Raw genomic sequence first — 15,781 nt, forward strand, 5'->3', positions numbered from 1 at the left:
GTTATGAGTAAGCCTGTTGAGAAGAGACCGCTTCCGAAGGTTGTTAAGAGGAGAAAGCTCAAGCCGCTGAGGTACGCGATTCAGACTATCAGCTTTATCGTACTAGTGCTTCTCGTCCCGATAGGGATCCTGGCAGTGCCGGCCGGCATCTGCGCTATACCGGTCGGCGACTTGTGGAGGATAGACTGCCTCTACGGGTTCCTCCAGAGGTTCTTCTCCTCCCCGCTTAACGTGGCGCTGTGGGCGCTCGTAGCGTTCGTCGCGGTGCCATTCCTCGGCTCGCTGCTCCTCGGCAGGGTGTTCTGCGGCTTGATGTGTCCCGTCGGCACGGTTCTCGACCTGCTCGGGAAGGTGAAGCGCGTAAATTACCTGGGGAAGCTGAAACTCAACAGCAAGTACAACAAGTACGCTGTTCTCGCCTCCTTCACCGCTGCGTCTGCAGTAACCGGGTTCCCTGTTTTCTGCACGGTTTGCCCGGTTCGAGGGATATGCACAGCTTACGGGTCGATTAAGCCTGTAGAGCTCACGCTGGCTGCCGTGCCGGTAGCGTTGGAGTTCAGCGAAAAGCGCGCCTGGTGCCGCTACTTCTGCCCCATTGGCGGCGCTATAGGCCTTGCGGGCTTCAGGAAGACTCTCGGCTTGAGGATCAATCCTGAGAAGTGCATCAAGTGCAAAGCATGCATGCGCGTCTGCCCTACCGGGGCGATCACCGATGAGAGCTTAGCCACGGGCGATATCTCGAGAACGGAGTGCATCGTCTGCCTTAGGTGCTACGACGTCTGCATGTACGACGCGCTCAAGTTCGGCGCGCTACCGCTACGCTCAGCTAAAAGCGGTAGAGATATTAAGGCGAGCGCTCAAGCAGTCTAGTGCTGAACCCTATCCAAAACCTAAAAGGTGATTTTTTCGTGCAGATAGGCCCTACAGAGATACTTCTAGTCGCCCTCCTAGCGCTACTCCTCTTCGCGCCGCGCAAGCTTCCAGAGCTGGCGAAAGCAGTGCGGGAAGCCGCAGATATCATCAGAGGAAAATCCAAGGAGGAGGAAAGCGAGGAGAAAAAGTAGAAACAACTCACTTAGAGATTATTTTTTCAACTTCGGCTGGGCGCGCTACTCCTGAAAGTACAAGAGTAGAACTTTCAGAAACTAGGATGATATCGCCGTAGTTTAGGAGCTTCGCGAGAGGTCCTTGCCTCCGCGATATCTTCACGCCAGGCTTCCTCTCTATAGTTTGCGTCTTCACGCCCCTTATAGAAAACTTCTTGCATGTTACAGCTCCCTCTGTAACTGTGTACTCGTTCAACGTGCTGAGAACTACAGGTATTAGGACTACGGCGAAGCCCAGAGCCGCCAAGATGTAAGCCGCTAAGATGATAACACCAACGTACCTCGCCAGGATCTCGCCTATAAAAGCGTAGAAGACCATGCGTCTAATTTCCGGGACCAGGTACCAGTTAATGGTAGCGGCCACCGCGAGGAGCAGAGCTCCTAGGAGGTATAGCGGTGCTCCAGCTCTAACCGAGTAGCTACCAGCCCAGAGGATCTTCTCTTCCACGGATCTGGGCATTGAGCTCAATCTTTGAGGCACCGTCAGGTAAAAGCTTATGGGTTAAGCTTCACCTCAAGAGTGCGGAGAAAAATTGAGGAAGGTTAAGTAAAGCTAACCTGAAGCATGCTTGACAATGTAGTCGATGATTCTGCTCACCTCAGGCCTGACGGCCTCCGGCAGAGCACTCTCCTCCGCTGAGAGGAAGCCTCTGAGCAGGATGGCCCTAGCCTCCTCTTCCGTGAAGCCCTTGGACATGAGGTACTCGACCTTCTCTCCGGCTATCATGCCGATCGCAGCCTCGTGGGACAGCTCCACCTCCTGCACTGTCGAAGAGAGGATCGGGATAGCCTCGATGCTCGACACGCTATCCATCAGCACGCCGAGGCACTCGATATGCCCTTTAGCGCGCGGAGCTGTAGCTTTCACCTCGGCTCGAGAGTACACTTTAGCCCCGCCCTTTGCTAGGACTCTCGAGACGAGCTCCGCCGACGCGCCGGGACCCTCCAGGACCGCCCGCCCCCCTATGTCGTACTCGCCGCTGCCGATTCCGGCGATCACTGAGACGAGCTTCGCCCGGGCGCCCTCCGCCAGGTGCACGGTGGGGTAGGTTTGAAGGGAGGCGACGGGGCTGTAGACAGCGTAGTAGCTCAGGTACTCCCCGCCTTCCTCCACCCTCACAGCGGTCCTGGGCCTCACGTAGACACCCTCACCCCACGCGTGGATCATCGCGAAAGCGAGCTTCGCGCCTCTCGCTACGAAGAACTCCGAGATCCCGATGTGCACACCGCCCTTGACGCCGTGGGGGACGAGGCAGCCCGTGGTGACGACAGCTTCGCCGCCCTCATCGACGTAAACGATGTTGTGAGCGAACTGCACTTCCTCGCCGGTGAAGAGGCTGAGGCACGTGTAGATCGGCCACGGCACTTTCACGCCGGGAGGCACGTAGACGTAGTAGCCGAGCTCCTCGCCGTAGCTGTATGCGTAGGCAGTGTACTTGTCAGTCGCAGGGTCGATGATGCTCCACGCGAGCTTCCGCGGGAGCTCATCCTCCTCGAGAGCCCTCCTGAGCGGCTTCACCACAACTCCCAGCTTCGCAAGCTTCGCCGCCATCGCTCTCGCGAACACGGTCTCGCCAACCTGCACGTAGCTCGCCTTCTCGAGCTCCACCCCCACGCGCTGCCTCGCAGACTCCGCCAAGAGCCTGTCAGGCTCCCCCGAGACGATAGCCGCCCGCCCGACTCTGAACTTCGAGAGGTCGACGTCGACGCCGAAGGGCGCGGGCTTGGTGAGCGCGGCCCTCACCCTCTCACTGCTCACAAACCCCACCAAACCCCCTCTTCCTGAGCTTGTCTAAGAGGCTTTCCGCATCCCCCTTGCAAGCTATCCTGCCGTCAACCAGGACGTGGGCAGGCACGCTGCCGAGGAGCGATGCCAGCATCTGCGTGTGCGTGACGACAATTACTGACGAGTTGAACTCCGCCGCCATGTACCTGACTGCTTCCGCGATCAGCGAGACACTATCCACATCCACGCCGCTGTCCGGCTCGTCCAGCAGAGCGACCTTCGGCCTCAGGAGCGCTGTCAGGAACACCTCGGCCCTCTTCCGCTCCCCGCCGCTGAAGCCGCGGAAGGCATCCCTGCCGAGGAGGTGGCCCAGCCCGAGTAAGCTGGCCAGCTCCTCGAAGTGGGGCTTCGTGCCGAAGCGCTCGGCAAGCATCGCGGCAAGCTTCCCGAGGGGGATGCCGGTGAGCTCCGGCGGGATCTGGTAGGCAAGCACAAGCCCGAGCCTTGCTCTCTCGTAGGCTGGTAGCCCCGTGACCTCGACCCCTCCCAAAGCGATCCTCCCGCGCGTAACCCTAACCCTCGGAAGCCCCGCGATCGCGGAAAGCAGCGTCGTCTTCCCCGCGCCGTTCGGGCCGAGAAGCAGGTGGATTTCGCCCTCGCCCACCTCGAGGTCAACACCCTTAATGATCTCCGTGCCGTCCACGGAGGCGTATAGCTGGGAAACGCTCAGCATACCTGAACACCTTAAACTGCTCCCGCAGCATACTCTCTCCGCTCTTAAAAGTACTGTTGCGCAGAAAGCCTCGGCTAGATGCTAGCGCCGCCGCAGCCGAAAGCAGTGCTGGACGCGCGGCCCAAGCCAAGGCCCTCGCAGATGAAGCCCGTCGATTAGCCCTCCGCAGCGCTGAATCCCTTCACGAGGGGCTGCACCGCGGCTGCCGCTAGCCCGGCGGACGCAGCGGATAAGAGGAAGAGCTGCCGCGGGCCGAAGAGGTCTGCCAGGTAGCCGGACAGAGCTGCTAAGGCGGCGCCGTAGATCGAGGAGAGGATGCTCTCGAACGCGAATAAGGCGGCTCGCTCAGTCTGGTCGCTGACGTCCATCAGCGCTTTGCTGTAAGCGATCCAGAAGGCGGGCCACACTGGGAGCACGAAGAAGACGGCGAAGATGTAGGGGCTGGGGGAGAGGTAGTAGCCTGTGTACAGGGCAAGCCAGCCGAGCCCGGCTAGCGCGAACATGCGGTTGACCGGGAGCCTGTCGGCCATCCTGCCGTACGGGATGGAGGCCAAGCCGAAGAGGGTTGTCACCGCGGAGAGAGCTGCCCAGCTCTCCGGGGAGCCGCCGAGGTAGCGGATGTAGTAGATCGCGAAGACGGGCCCGCTGAGCGCGCCCGGTAGGGACATCAGCAGGCGTGCGGTGAAGAGCCTCCAGAAGCTAGGTGGGATCCTCGGGAGCAGCTTTCCGCTGCTTTCAGGCTTCCCGCTGTTGGTCTCGGGGAGGAGCGTGATGAGGATGAGCGGAACCAGGTTGAGAGCTGCGGATACTCTCAAAGCGTTCCTGAAGCCTACTTGGGTGTAGAGGGCCCCTGACGCGAGACTGCCGAGGAAACCCCCGAGCACCGTCGCGGCGCTGTACCTGCCGAGAGCCTCCCCCCTCCTCTCCTTGAAGACCTCGGCTACGAGTGCTGAGAACGCTGCACCCCCGGCGCTGCCTGTGAGGGCTCCGGCTACCTGCACCGCGAAAGCCTGCTCAGCGCTCTCGACGAAGCTCAGCGCTAGGCTCGCTGCCCCGCTGGTTGCAATCGATATCTGCACGAATAGCTTCCTCCGGCCGCTCCTGTCGGAGAAGCGGGCCCAAAGGTAGCCCATGAGCACCGAGATCGCGCCGGGAACTTGCCCGATCAAGCCTGTCTGGAGGAAGCTGCCGTGCGTGAGCTCGAAGAGGAAGAGTCCGAAGAACGGAGCCACGAGGTTGCCCGCGAAGCTGGACGCGAAGCCGTATCCCATGAGAAGCTTCCGCGCCCGCCGGGTAGGTTCAGCCACGCTGCATGGGAGCTGCGGACAGCGTTTAAACATTTCCCTCGGTAGATAGAGGTATAAAGCAGGTGTGCGGTAGAGAGGTTATGGTCGAGGAGCTGCAAAGGAGGATTATCGAAGTCTACGAGAGCACGATACAGAGCGTTGTCGGCGTTTCCACCATCCGCCTCGTCGACATGCTCTTCGCTCAGGCGCCTGTCCGCGGCTGGGGCTCCGGCGTCATCGTCGACGAAAACCTCGTAGCCACGAACTCGCACGTAGTCGAGGGCTTCGAGAGGGTTGCCGTATCCTTCCACGACGGCTCCGCGAGCCACGCAGAAGTCCTCGCAGCCGACCCCCAGATCGACATCGCCTTCCTGGAAGCAGACACCAGCGGGCACAAGCCCGCGAAGCTGGGGGATAGCGGCAAGCTCAAGGTGGGTCAGTTCGTCATCGCGATTGGTAACCCCTTCGGGCAGGTACTCGGGGGACCCTCGCTCACTCTCGGAGTGGTGAGCGGGCTCGGCAGGACGCTGCACGTGGAGGGGAGGATCTACGAGAACCTGATCCAGACGGATGCCGCCGTGAACCCGGGCAACTCGGGCGGGCCTCTGATGAACCTTGACGGGGAGGTAGTCGGCATCACGACGGCGATGATCCCCTTCGCTCAGGGAATCGGTTTCGCGATCCCGATCAACGAGGTGAAGTACGCGCTAGAGCAGGTTAAGAGGCACGGCAGGATCCTCCGCCCCTGGATCGGAATCTACGGGCTCGACGTCAACCCGGCGGTCGCAGCTCAGCTCGGCCTCCCCGTGCAGAGAGGGGTGCTCGTCGTGAGAACTGTGCCGAGGGGGCCCGCGCACGCGGCAGGCGTTAGGCCCGGAGCCGTTATCCTCGCTGTGAACGGCGAACCCATCACGGGCGTCACAGACCTCCTCGCCGCGCTGCGGAAAGCGGGCGTCGGCTCCACGGTTAAGCTCCGCGTACTCTACAAAGGTTCAACCTTCAATGTAGACGTCGAAGTGGAGGAGGCCCCCTAGCCGCTGTACGGGAAAACAGAAAAAACATTATTTCGCGGGTTAAATGGCGATAGCGATTGTGAAGGAAGTGTCGACAGTGTAGTCTCCGGTAGCCCAGCCCCCGTACAGCTCCTCCCAGGTTGGTGACTGCCCAGCAACATCGTAAGCGTTAGAAGCGTAGTCATTTTCCGTGATCGTCCTCCCAGTCACGGGGTCGTAGGCGTTGTTCTTCCCGGGGTCCCATATGCCGCCGAAGCTGTTCGCGAACGTTATTACGGTAAGCCTCATCGGAGCCACTCCCTTGTAGATCCTCAAGCCGGGTAGCGCGGAGAGAGGTATTGACACCTCTATCACGCCGCTGGAAGCGTCGATGCTTAGAGAGCCTGTGAAGGTGGGGCTCCAGCTATGGTAGAAGACGAACGGCTTATCTCCCTTACCCAAGTTGATGCCGATTACCGCGTCCCACTTCCAAGGAAGTCTGGTATCGCTCCAGTCGGGTAGCCACTCGCTGAAGCCGTCAGTAGGGTCGTCAGGAGTGAAATCGATCGGCACCATGATGTAGGGGCAGTAGGGGTTCTGCAGCGTAGATAGCTTGAACCTTAAGCGCAGGTTAGCGCCATCGCTCCAGAGCGTGACTTCTCTGAGGTCTAGGTCGCTGGTGATAGGCCAGTTCCAGTCCGGGCGGTAGAACTTGTACTGGTCGTCCGCAGGATCGGAGACCGACCAGACCTTCCAGATCACTGTGCGCTTCGCGAGCGTGTTTGCGTAGCTTAACATCCTCTCAAGCTTGGGGGTTCCCGCGAAGACTCCGTTAGAGAGCTCGACAACCACGTAGGGGGCAACCTCCCGGATCCCCTTCGCCCAGCTACCGTAGACCTCATCCCAGGTTCTGGCCAGGCCGATGATATCGTACACGTTGGGAGCGTAGAAGTCTTCGCTGATGAAGATCCCTGTCCTGGGATCGTAGGCGTTGTTCTTCCCGGGGTCCCATATGCCGCCGTAGTCGTTCGCGAAAACCACCACTGTGAGCCTCACTTTACCGCTCTTCGGGAACCCCGGGAGGCTGGTGAGGGGGACTACAGCCTCTATGACGCCGCTGCTCTTATCCAAGGCGAGCTGGCCCGTGAAGGTGGGGTCCCAGCTATGGTAGAAGACGAACGGCTTATCTCCCTTACCCAAGTTGACACCAATGACCGCGTCCCACTTCCAGGCGAGCCTAGCGTCGCTCCAGTCGGGTAGCCACTCGCTGAAGCCGTCAGTAGGGTCGTCAGGAGTGAAATCGATCGGCACCATGATGTAGGGGCAGTACTCGCTCTTCAGAGTGGAGAGCTTAAACCTCAGGTAGAGGTTGCCCCCATCGCTGTAGAACCTCGCCTCCAGAAGGTCTAGGTCGCTGGTGATAGGCCAGTTCCAGTCCGGGCGGTAGAACTTGTACTGGTCGTCCGCAGGATCGGAGATGATAAGCTCTCCAGCGCTGACAGCGACGACCTCAGTAACGCCCGGAGGCTTCCCGACCCAGCTTCTTAAGAGGGATGGGGGCTGGGGCTCCGCTGCAGCGAGGGCGGCCATCGAGGCTGCGAGGACCAGCAGAGCTGCTAGAAGAGGCGCTGGCTTACCTCCCATACGGGAAGAAGTCTCCACTCGCTTATAAAAAGTTTTCTCAAAAAACAAAAAGTGTTGATAAGAGTTTAAGGCTTTTTCGTGGAGCGTGCGTAAGCCAGTATCAGAGCTGCTCCGACAGCGATCGCTGCAGCTATGAGTGCTAGAGCCACGAAGGTGGCCGGCGGGAGTTCTGGGGAAGGCTGCCCTGGGGAGGGTTGAGGCACTGGAGGCTGTTCTGGAGGCCTACCTGCAGGTGGTCCGGAGGGGGCGATTCTCTCGGCTTCGAGGTTGAGGCCGAGCTGGTCGAGCTTCGCTGCTTGCTCTTCACCCAGCTGGTAGAGCTTCGAGACGACTTCGGCCCAGGTCGTGGTGTGGGGGACGAACAGGAAAGACCTGTGGATCACGTCGCTGTTGAGAGCCATGAAGATGGCGAAGAGCGCAGCTTTGTAGACTCTGCTGTCGGAGCCGTACTTGCTCTCGATAGACTGGATGAGGGAAGCTGCCCTGTCGATTGCCGGCCACTGCTGCTGCCTCTGCTCCGGGCTTCCTGTCCACACGTCGCTGCCGCCAGCCCAGCTCGCCGTTGGTATGCTCCTAAGCACTGGGAGGCCGCTGGTCTTCGAAGCTACCTCCTCCACTGTAGCGGTGTCGATGATACCTCTAGCTTCGGTGAGGTACCTGCAGAGGCTTTCGAAGAAAATTCCCGTTGTGGCGACAGTGGGGCTGAAGATCATCCAGTTCTCGCCGTCAGCCGCGATTACGACGACTTCTGCGCTGGGGTCTTCGAACCTCCTCGAGGCGACCGCGAGAACGAAGTTCCTCGCAGCGGTTTCAGCGTCCTGCGGTGACTGGAACCTGTTCTCGAAGCTAATCACGTTGCTAAGGTACGCGTCCCGGAAGAGCACGACGAGCCGGTAGCTCTCAAACTGGTAGAGGTAGGGGGTGTAGATCCCCCGCTTATCCCCCGAGCTGCCCTTGTAGTGCGTCTCGGAGTCTAGGACAATGTACTGGACGCCGTGCCGGGCTAGAATCGGGACTAGCTTCTCGCTGAAGAACATCTCAGGGATCCAGGCGCCCTTGGGCCTAACCCCCAGGACGCGCTGAGTCACCGCGAAGCCCCACTCGAGCTCGATCTCCATGAGCCGGGCGCCCCACGGGTAGGTGTCAACCACGTAGCCGGGGATCGGGTGGTTGAAGAAGTCGCTGAAGATCTCGATCTGGCCCCTAGCGGCTAGCTGCTTGTACGCCTGGAGGGCTTCCGCTACTCTCCTCATCTCGGCGCTGTCTGGCGCGACGAACCGCCCACTCATGCCGTCGTAGAAGCCGTACTTCAACCCGTACTCCCACTGCCAGAGGAGGCTCGGGCTCAGGTGGTACACCATCTTCACTGCAGGGTACTTGCTGAGGATCTTCGCCTGGACGAGGTAGGCGCCCCCCTCGTAGTAAGGCTTGAACTCGTCCTCGTAGGTGTGCGTGAAAGCCCAGGGCCCGTGGAAGGTCCCGTTAGGCCACATGTTGATACCCTGGTGGTGGTGCCACACGAAGACGAGCTTCAGCGGCTCGCCCCAGGCAGCCCTGTTGACGACGCCGATCCTCACTTCTCGAGTGACGGTGATCTGCTCGACAGTTAAGGTGAGGGTTATCGACTGAACTCCCTGCGCGCTCTGCGCCCTAACCTCTAGAGTGCGAGTCGTAGGCTTAGGCGAGAGCTCGAGCGCTACCCTGCCGCCCGGGTAGTCGAGGTAGCCTGTAGCCGCTCCCCGCCTGTAGGCGGCGCTGACGGTTACGCGCACCGCCTCGCCTGGAGCGTAGAAGAGCTTGTCTGTAGTCACGTTAAAGCTGAGCGCTAGAGCTGCTAGAGCGCTGGCAAGCTGAGCGTGGAGGTGGGGGTAGCCGTAGTCTGCTAGCCGGTCGAGGGGGCCGCCGAACACCCTGTACTTGAAGGTGACGCTCTCGCCCGGCTTGAGGGCGAAGGGCGGGTACTCAGCTCTCACCTCCGTGCCCCACGTGCTTGCCTCGAGCCACGCGACCGTGGCGCCGGGCGTTACAAGGTAAGCGATTATGCCCGCGTTCTCGCCGGGGTCGAGCATGCCGATCCAAAGCAGGTCGGGGGCCGACTTCCAGGTGAAGTGAAGCTTATCGCTTGGGCTGAGCAGGTGGACGCCGCTGGAATCTTCCCAAGCTTGCCAGTCGTCCTCCCCTCTTGCGCCGATCACGCCGGTCACCGCGAAAGTGTATCCAATGGTCCGGTCCCAGACGACCTTGCTCTCCATAGCTACTTTGCCGGCGTTCGAGATCGTCACCTCCTGGTCGAAGCCGTAGAGGCCAGCGTAGAAAGTGAACCTCTTAGTGACGGCGAGCACGGTCTGGTCCCCTGCAGCGGTGGTGAAGGGCACGCTAGCCGAAAGCTTGAGCACGAGCACCGTACCGTTGAAGCGCTCTACTTCTGCGGTGAACTTCGCGGAGACGATAAGGCCTGGCCAGCTCTGAGTGGGGAGCCAGTCGTACAGCGGGTAGCTCTTACCCATCGCACCCCTACTCCCAGCGTTAGCAGCCAACTCCACCCCATCCACCAGCCAGCTAACAGGGCGACCTCCCTCAAGCGACAGCAGCAGCCTAGCAACACCGGTGTCCACGAGCACGGAATCTCTCTCGAGCGAGTACTTGATCACCCCGGTGGGCTGCGGCATAGATGGAGGGCTGCGCTCAACTGCAGGGGGCGCGGGAGGAGCCTCTCCCCTCAGCAGGGCCTTGACATCGGCGAAGCCCTCGAGATCCAGGTTGTCCGGCGAGCCACCGTAAACCGTGTAGATGAAGGTGACGGGGGCTCCAGGCTTCAGCTGAAGCGTCGGGTACTCCGCTCTCACCTCGAGACCCCAGACGTCCGCTTCCAGCCAGAGAGCTGCGGTGGCGTTGTGGAGCCGGGCGAGCATGATTCCCTTCTCCTCCGGGTCGTAGATGCCGATCACCCGTACAGTGGAGCTCTTCCGCCTAACCCAGCTCTCCCTCTGGTTCGGGTCTCTCGTGTGGAGAGTGTTGCCGTCCACCCAGAGCTGCCAGTCGTTATCCTTGCTGGTCCCGACAACCCCTGTCACGGCGAAAGTGTAGCCAATCCTGGCGCCATCCCAGTTCACCTCGATCACTAGAGGGGTCGTACCCAGGTTGAGGAGCGTCACCTTCACGGTGAAAGCGCGCTTCCCCTGGGTGAAGACGTACTCTCTCGTTACCTGCACTCTTCCAGTAGTCCCCGTGATGCTGGTGACTGGGATCTCCGCTTTAAGCCGGACTACCGCCACCCCGGCTTGAGGGCGCTCTACTTCTGCGGTGAACTTCGCGGAGACGATAAGGCCTGGCCAGCTCTGAGTGGGGAGCCAGTCGTACAGCGGGTAGCTCTTACCCATCGCACCCCTACTCCCAGCGTTAGCAGCCAACTCCACCCCATCCACCAGCCAGCTAACAGGGCGACCTCCCTCAAGCGAGATCGAAAGCTCAGCTACGCCGGTGTTCACGTAGACGACCGTTCCCCGCTCCTCCACTACCGGCTGCGCTTGAGCGGCAGCTAAACCGAGTAGAGGCTGCAGCAGGACGATGATCGTGAGAATGGCTGCGAGGCGCTTCAACCACCTCACCGGCAAGAAATGTCACTAATCCATTGTTATAAAACTTCTGTTAGAAAAGCTAATATTTAGGAAATGGACTGCATTTCGATAGCAGCTCCAGGTCGTGCAACTCCCTCTCCCCCGCTCTGTGCCGGAGCTTTCCTGCCGCTGGATGCGCGGGTTGAGAATTGCCTGCCGAAGCTCGAGAATGTGCTTTAGAATTCTCCTGAATTCCCGCAGCTAGGCTTTAACAGCTCCCATCGTGAGGCCCGCTCGGAGGTACCTTTGGCTGACCACGAAGAGGATTAAGACAGGGATGGACGCCATGATGCTTGCTGCAGCAAAGGCCGGAATTCCGCCGTAGCTGCTTGCGTACTGCTGGTTCCGGAGCTGAGTGATGAAGACAGGTAGCGTGTAGTAGTCTTCGTTTCCCAACAGGAGAGTCGCCAGCATGAACTCGTTCCAGACTCCGATGAAGACGAGGATGGCGATCGCCGCTATCCCGGGTGCTGCTAGAGGAAGGGTGATCTTCAGGTAGACTTCCCACGGTGAGGCGCCGTCCACGAGCGCCTGCTCCTCGACTTCCCGCGGTATAGAGTCGAAGAATGTTTTGAGGAACCATGTAGAGTAGGGGATGCTTCCCGCCAGGTACACGAGCACGAGGCCGCCGGGCCCTAAGAGGAGCCCCTTTGGGAGCCCGACTGCGCGGAGGGCTTGATCGTAGGTGACTAGGAGCCTGTAGAGGGGGATGAAGGTCACGAGCCCCGGGATGCTGTTGAGGACCAGGAGGAACCAGAGGATCTTCCTCCTCCCAGGGAAGTTGTACCTGCTGAAGGCGTAGCCGGACATTGTGCCCACGATCACCGCGAGAAGGGTTGTGAGCGTGCCGACGAGTAAGCTGTTCCTCATGAACGTGAGGAACTTCGTGTTGAAGATCAGCGTGTAGTAGGCGGTGCTCTGGTAGCTGCTCGGCAGTTTCTCGGGAAGGGGCAGGAGCACCTCCCACAGGCTGATGAGGCTGGTCGGCAGGGAGGCTCCAAACTCCCTTAAGCTTGTGCCGATGATCCAGAAGAAGGGGTAGACCGCTACGTAGGACGCTAGAGCGGCGAAAACTAGAAGCAGAAGCGATACCGCGATGTTTCTCCGCTTCACGCTACTCACCCACAACCCTCATCTTCTTCATCGCGTAGATGCTCGCGGGCACTACTAAAGCAGCTATGAGAAGGCTGTAGGCGGCTCCGTAGCCGTAGTCGCCGTACTGCCATATCGTCCTGAAGCCGTAGGTCATCAGCAGCTCGGTCGTGTAGAGGGTGCCTATGCCGGGGACTACGATCGCTGGGCCGCCCCCGGTGAGGAGCCAGACCACGCCGAACTGCTGGAAGGTAGTGATCGTGGTTAGCACGGTAGCTACTGTGAGCGGTGGGAGTATGTGGGGGAACACGACAGCCCTGAAGACTCCCCAGGTGGAGGCCCCATCCACCTTCGCAGCGTCGACCAGCTCCGGAGGGACGCTCTGGAGGGCTGCCAGCGTGACTGTCATTATGAATGGGTAAGCGAGCCAGGTGTTGGTGAGGTTTATCGAGACCCAAGGCCAGAAAGTATCCAGCGTCTGCCCTAGCCAGTCCACGCGGGGTAAGCCGAGGTTCAGCAGGAGCTGGTTCACGTAGCCGTACGAGTACTGGTACAGGAAGAGCCAGGCCATGATGCTGATGTAGCCCGGAACAGCCCAGGGAACGATCATCAGCGTTCTCCAAAGTCTCTTGAGCGGGAGCGATCTCGCGTTAAGCATGAAAGCATACGCCACGCCGGTGACAACCTGGAGCGTCACGTTGACGACCGTGAAGACGACAGTGTTCACAAGCGCTCTGAAAAGGTTTGAATCCGGCGATGCAAGCTCTCTAGCGATACGGGCGAAGTTCTCCAAGCCGACAAAGTCCCAGCTGAGCCACTTACCCTTAGTGGTCGAGATGTTGGTGAAAGCCATGTAGACGCCGAATGCCAGCGGGTAGATGCTCACAACTGCTAAGAGCGCGAAAGCTGGAAGCAGGAAGAGGAGCGGCGCCCGGTACTTCCGTATACTCACAGCGACCACCTTCGAAAAAAGGAATTCAGAAAAAACTTAAAATGTTCCGCAGAGCTCAACCCTTCAGCTTTGCTCTCAGCTCAGCTGCCGCCGCCCTAGCGGCGTCGCTAGGGCTCATCTTACCCTGGTAGACCTGGGTGATGTAGGCCGGCGTGACCTCCCACATTTTCGCAACTTCAGGGACGTTGGGCATTGGGACGCCGTACTGAGCTTGCTGCATGAAGCCAGCCAGGACCTTGTCTCCCTTGATCGCTGGGTCGTCGAGCGCTTTCTTCCAGGTGGGCACGTGGCCCGCAAGCTTCGCCAGCTTCACCGAAGCCTCTCCAGTGATGTAGCGCGCGAGCTCGACGACCTCTTTAAGGATACCCTTGTCGGCCGCGTTCTTCGTCACGAAAACAGCCTCGACAGTCATGAAAGGCCTCGCAGGCTTGCCGTCGATCGCCGGGATAAGGGTGATCTCTATCCCTTCAAGGTTCTCGCCGAACTTCTTCTTCAGGTCGCCGATCCACCAGGGCCCGTTGATAGCCATCGCAGCCTTCTCGTTCATGAAGAGGTTAACCATCATGTCGTAGCCGATGTCCGGCGGCAGGTACTCGCTGAACCTCTTGATGATCTCGAAAGCCTGCACCGCGCCTGGGCTGTCAAGCGCCGTCTCCAGCGTGTTGGGATCCAGGTAGTAAGCGCCTAAACCGTAGAACCAGCAGCTGCTGAAGTACGCGTTCATCACGTCGTAGGCGAGCGCGTACATGCCCCTAGCCTTGAACTGGTCCATGAGAGGCCAGAGCTCGCTCAGCGTCTTAGGCGGGGTGGGCAGGAGCTTTTTGTTGACGATCAGCGCGGGCAGCTTAATGCTCTCGGGGAGCCCGTAGACTTTCCCCTTGAGCTCCACACCGGCTAGCGCGCTCTCCATGTACTCTCCTCTAAACGCGGCAATCTCCTTCGAAATATCGACGACAACGCCTGCGGCAGCAAGCTCACCAGTCCAGTCATGAGGCCCTGTGAAGAGGTCGGGGCCCTCCCCCACGGGGACGGCTTGAATCACCTTACCTTTCAGCTGGTCGAAAGGCACGTTGACGATATCTATCTCGTAGTTAGGGTTCTTCGCCTTGAAGTCTTCCACTACTGCTTTCAGGGCATCGTACTCGCCGCCAGTCCAGGCGGTCCAGATAACCACTTTCACGGGCTTGGGGGCAGAGGGGGCTGGGGGAGCGGGTGGGAATAGCGTCGGCCACAGAGCAGCTAAAGCGAGAACAGCAATCACGATGATAGCTATACCAGCGTAGAGGAAAGTCTTCCTGGGTTTAGCTTTCTCCCCCATACAGGAACAGACTCCATATTCCTCTATTTAAGCATTTCCAAACATACTTAATGAGTATATTCGCATCCCTCCTCCCCAGAGTTACCATCTGTTAAAGCTGCAGAAGAGCATCACTTCGGAGCAGCTGCAATCACCAGACACCCGCTCACCGCTAGAGCTTCGCTGCTTGAGCCTTCAGCTCAAACTCCTCGCAAGCTCTTCAGCTCCTCAAAGCTAGCTTCACTCTCAGGAGCGGTTGTGTTGCCGAGCGACTGTTGCTCTCATAAACCTCCTCAGATCCCTCCGCGTCAAAAGCACCGGGAGGAAGTTCAGGCTCGCTAGCAGCCAGGTTATCGAAAGGAAGGATGGAATCATCGGCATAGAGGTGAATGGCATTCAAACGCGAAACCATAGCAGTGTTCGGAGACGAAGATGCTATCTTCTCGGCGGCGTCACCCTAGAGGAGCTCGGCCTAGAAGTTGACCCAGTAAAAGGCGAGCTCAAACCACTTGAGCTCGTACTCATGTGAAAAAGGCTTAGTGCCGCCTCCAGCGTAAGACTATCCGTGGGAATCCTTCATTTCTGCATAAACTTCACGTTTTTAGCAAACTTTTCCATCTTCTCAATCAATTCCACCATTTCGAGGAGCTCCCGCTCGGTAATCCTGTAGTACTCGTGCGCAATCAAATTCCTAAGAAAGATCAGCCTCTTTGAACTCTCAAGAGTTTCCCTGTCAATCAAAGAGTGCCGGTACAGCAATTCAAACGTCTCTCTATACGTTGAGGGTTTTAGTGGGTTTCAAACCTTAGAATGAGATCCACTATCCTCATGTAGGACTCTCTTCTTCACTCTCTCGTACATCTACGCGGTATCTAAGTACTCTCTGAGCACTCTGCGCTTTACTTCGAGGAGCTCTTCTTCGTCGCGGCAGAAGACCACCCTCCCGTGCTTCAAAACCTCGAACTGTATGTGCAGCGGTAAACGGTGGAACAGCACAACGTCAAAGTAAGGCGAGTACATGCTGCCAATCTCAGCCTCCACCTGCTTATCAGGCTTCCTAACGATAACCGCGTTGTCAATGTCCGAGGTACCCTTTACGGCACCCCTAACGTAGGAGCCAAAGAGGATAATAGCTAGAGTCTCTGGAAATTCTTTAATCCTTTCTATTAGAGAGTTAAGCTCATACTCACCCCTCACCTTCCTCACCCCTCCAAGCGCAACACGCCTTCCAATCGGTGCAGGAGTATAAAGGGATTCAGCGAGTTAAAAGTAGCTGCGCGCACGGGCAAGCAGCTAAACGCAGAAGACGGAAAGTATCGGCTATGAAGGTATATCG

The 15,781-nt window shown here is 59.0% G+C and carries 14 protein-coding genes and 1 pseudogene; 4 read left to right on the forward strand and 11 right to left on the reverse strand.

Going from position 1 to position 15,781, the window contains the following annotated elements; genetic code table 11:
- The first annotated feature begins 3 nt into the window (after nucleotides 1-3).
- Entirely contained in the window at nucleotides 4-870 is an 867-nt protein-coding gene (locus QXU72_04315; protein MEM0494484.1) for a 4Fe-4S binding protein, read from the forward strand.
- Nucleotides 871-908: 38 nt separating this feature from the next.
- Entirely contained in the window at nucleotides 909-1,064 is a 156-nt protein-coding gene (locus QXU72_04320; protein ID MEM0494485.1) for a twin-arginine translocase TatA/TatE family subunit, read from the forward strand.
- A 7-nt stretch (nucleotides 1,065-1,071) separates the two neighbouring features.
- Here QXU72_04320 and QXU72_04325 read toward each other — a convergent pair whose 3' ends face one another.
- From QXU72_04325 to QXU72_04340, 4 genes are all read right to left on the reverse strand, one after another.
- Entirely contained in the window at nucleotides 1,072-1,566 is a 495-nt protein-coding gene (locus tag QXU72_04325; protein ID MEM0494486.1) for a hypothetical protein, read from the reverse strand.
- A 93-nt stretch (nucleotides 1,567-1,659) separates the two neighbouring features.
- Nucleotides 1,660-2,865 carry a SufD family Fe-S cluster assembly protein gene (locus QXU72_04330; GenBank protein ID MEM0494487.1) on the reverse strand — a complete coding sequence of 402 codons (1,206 nt, stop codon included), beginning with the start codon at nucleotides 2,863-2,865 and terminating at the stop codon, nucleotides 1,660-1,662.
- Nucleotides 2,855-3,565: an ATP-binding cassette domain-containing protein gene (locus tag QXU72_04335; protein ID MEM0494488.1), complete on the reverse strand. Its 711-nt coding sequence runs from the start codon at nucleotides 3,563-3,565 to the stop codon at nucleotides 2,855-2,857. Before QXU72_04335 ends, QXU72_04330 begins: the two co-directional genes overlap by 11 nt.
- A 155-nt stretch (nucleotides 3,566-3,720) precedes the next feature.
- Entirely contained in the window at nucleotides 3,721-4,872 is a 1,152-nt protein-coding gene (locus QXU72_04340) for an MFS transporter (protein ID MEM0494489.1), read from the reverse strand.
- A 62-nt stretch (nucleotides 4,873-4,934) separates the two neighbouring features.
- On the opposite strand from QXU72_04340, the gene QXU72_04345 reads away from it, so the two are divergent.
- Entirely contained in the window at nucleotides 4,935-5,885 is a 951-nt protein-coding gene (locus tag QXU72_04345) for a trypsin-like peptidase domain-containing protein (protein MEM0494490.1), read from the forward strand.
- A 39-nt stretch (nucleotides 5,886-5,924) separates the two neighbouring features.
- Here the strand turns inward: QXU72_04345 and QXU72_04350 are convergent, their stop codons facing one another.
- From QXU72_04350 to QXU72_04370, 5 genes are all read right to left on the reverse strand, one after another.
- Complete coding sequence (locus QXU72_04350) at nucleotides 5,925-7,487, reverse strand: hypothetical protein (GenBank protein ID MEM0494491.1); 1,563 nt, start codon at nucleotides 7,485-7,487, stop codon at nucleotides 5,925-5,927.
- A gap of 65 nt (nucleotides 7,488-7,552) precedes the next feature.
- A complete protein-coding gene (locus QXU72_04355) occupies nucleotides 7,553-11,095 on the reverse strand; it encodes a hypothetical protein (GenBank protein MEM0494492.1) in 3,543 nt (1,180 codons plus the stop codon).
- A gap of 210 nt (nucleotides 11,096-11,305) precedes the next feature.
- The gene (locus QXU72_04360) at nucleotides 11,306-12,217 is read right to left on the reverse strand and encodes an ABC transporter permease subunit (protein MEM0494493.1); all 912 of its coding nucleotides are present in this window, start codon (nucleotides 12,215-12,217) and stop codon (nucleotides 11,306-11,308) included.
- Nucleotide 12,218: 1 nt separating this feature from the next.
- Complete coding sequence (locus tag QXU72_04365) at nucleotides 12,219-13,148, reverse strand: sugar ABC transporter permease (protein MEM0494494.1); 930 nt, start codon at nucleotides 13,146-13,148, stop codon at nucleotides 12,219-12,221.
- A 55-nt stretch (nucleotides 13,149-13,203) separates the two neighbouring features.
- The gene (locus QXU72_04370) at nucleotides 13,204-14,466 is read right to left on the reverse strand and encodes an extracellular solute-binding protein (protein ID MEM0494495.1); all 1,263 of its coding nucleotides are present in this window, start codon (nucleotides 14,464-14,466) and stop codon (nucleotides 13,204-13,206) included.
- A gap of 235 nt (nucleotides 14,467-14,701) precedes the next feature.
- Between QXU72_04370 and QXU72_04375 the strand changes: the two genes are divergently transcribed.
- Nucleotides 14,702-14,974, forward strand: coding sequence for a hypothetical protein (locus QXU72_04375; GenBank protein ID MEM0494496.1), 273 nt, complete (start codon nucleotides 14,702-14,704; stop codon nucleotides 14,972-14,974).
- Nucleotides 14,975-15,021: 47 nt separating this feature from the next.
- On the opposite strand, the pseudogene QXU72_04380 reads toward QXU72_04375, so the two are convergent.
- A pseudogene (locus QXU72_04380) lies at nucleotides 15,022-15,222 on the reverse strand (HepT-like ribonuclease domain-containing protein).
- 84 nt (nucleotides 15,223-15,306) lie between these two features.
- The gene (locus QXU72_04385; protein MEM0494497.1) at nucleotides 15,307-15,642 is read right to left on the reverse strand and encodes a nucleotidyltransferase domain-containing protein; all 336 of its coding nucleotides are present in this window, start codon (nucleotides 15,640-15,642) and stop codon (nucleotides 15,307-15,309) included.
- Nucleotides 15,643-15,781: the final 139 nt, after the last annotated feature.

The sequence above is a fragment of the Thermofilum sp. genome (assembly GCA_038741495.1).
Classification (GTDB): Archaea; Thermoproteota; Thermoprotei; order Thermofilales; family Thermofilaceae; genus Thermofilum.

Coding starts and splice junctions, on each gene's coding strand:
- QXU72_04370 (MEM0494495.1), bottom strand. CDS start 14,466: ATGGGGGAGAAAGCTAAACCCAGGAAGACTTTCCTCTACGCTGGTATA.
- QXU72_04350 (MEM0494491.1), bottom strand. CDS start 7,487: ATGGGAGGTAAGCCAGCGCCTCTTCTAGCAGCTCTGCTGGTCCTCGCA.
- QXU72_04315 (MEM0494484.1), top strand. CDS start 4: ATGAGTAAGCCTGTTGAGAAGAGACCGCTTCCGAAGGTTGTTAAGAGG.
- QXU72_04325 (MEM0494486.1), bottom strand. CDS start 1,566: ATGCCCAGATCCGTGGAAGAGAAGATCCTCTGGGCTGGTAGCTACTCG.
- QXU72_04335 (MEM0494488.1), bottom strand. CDS start 3,565: ATGCTGAGCGTTTCCCAGCTATACGCCTCCGTGGACGGCACGGAGATC.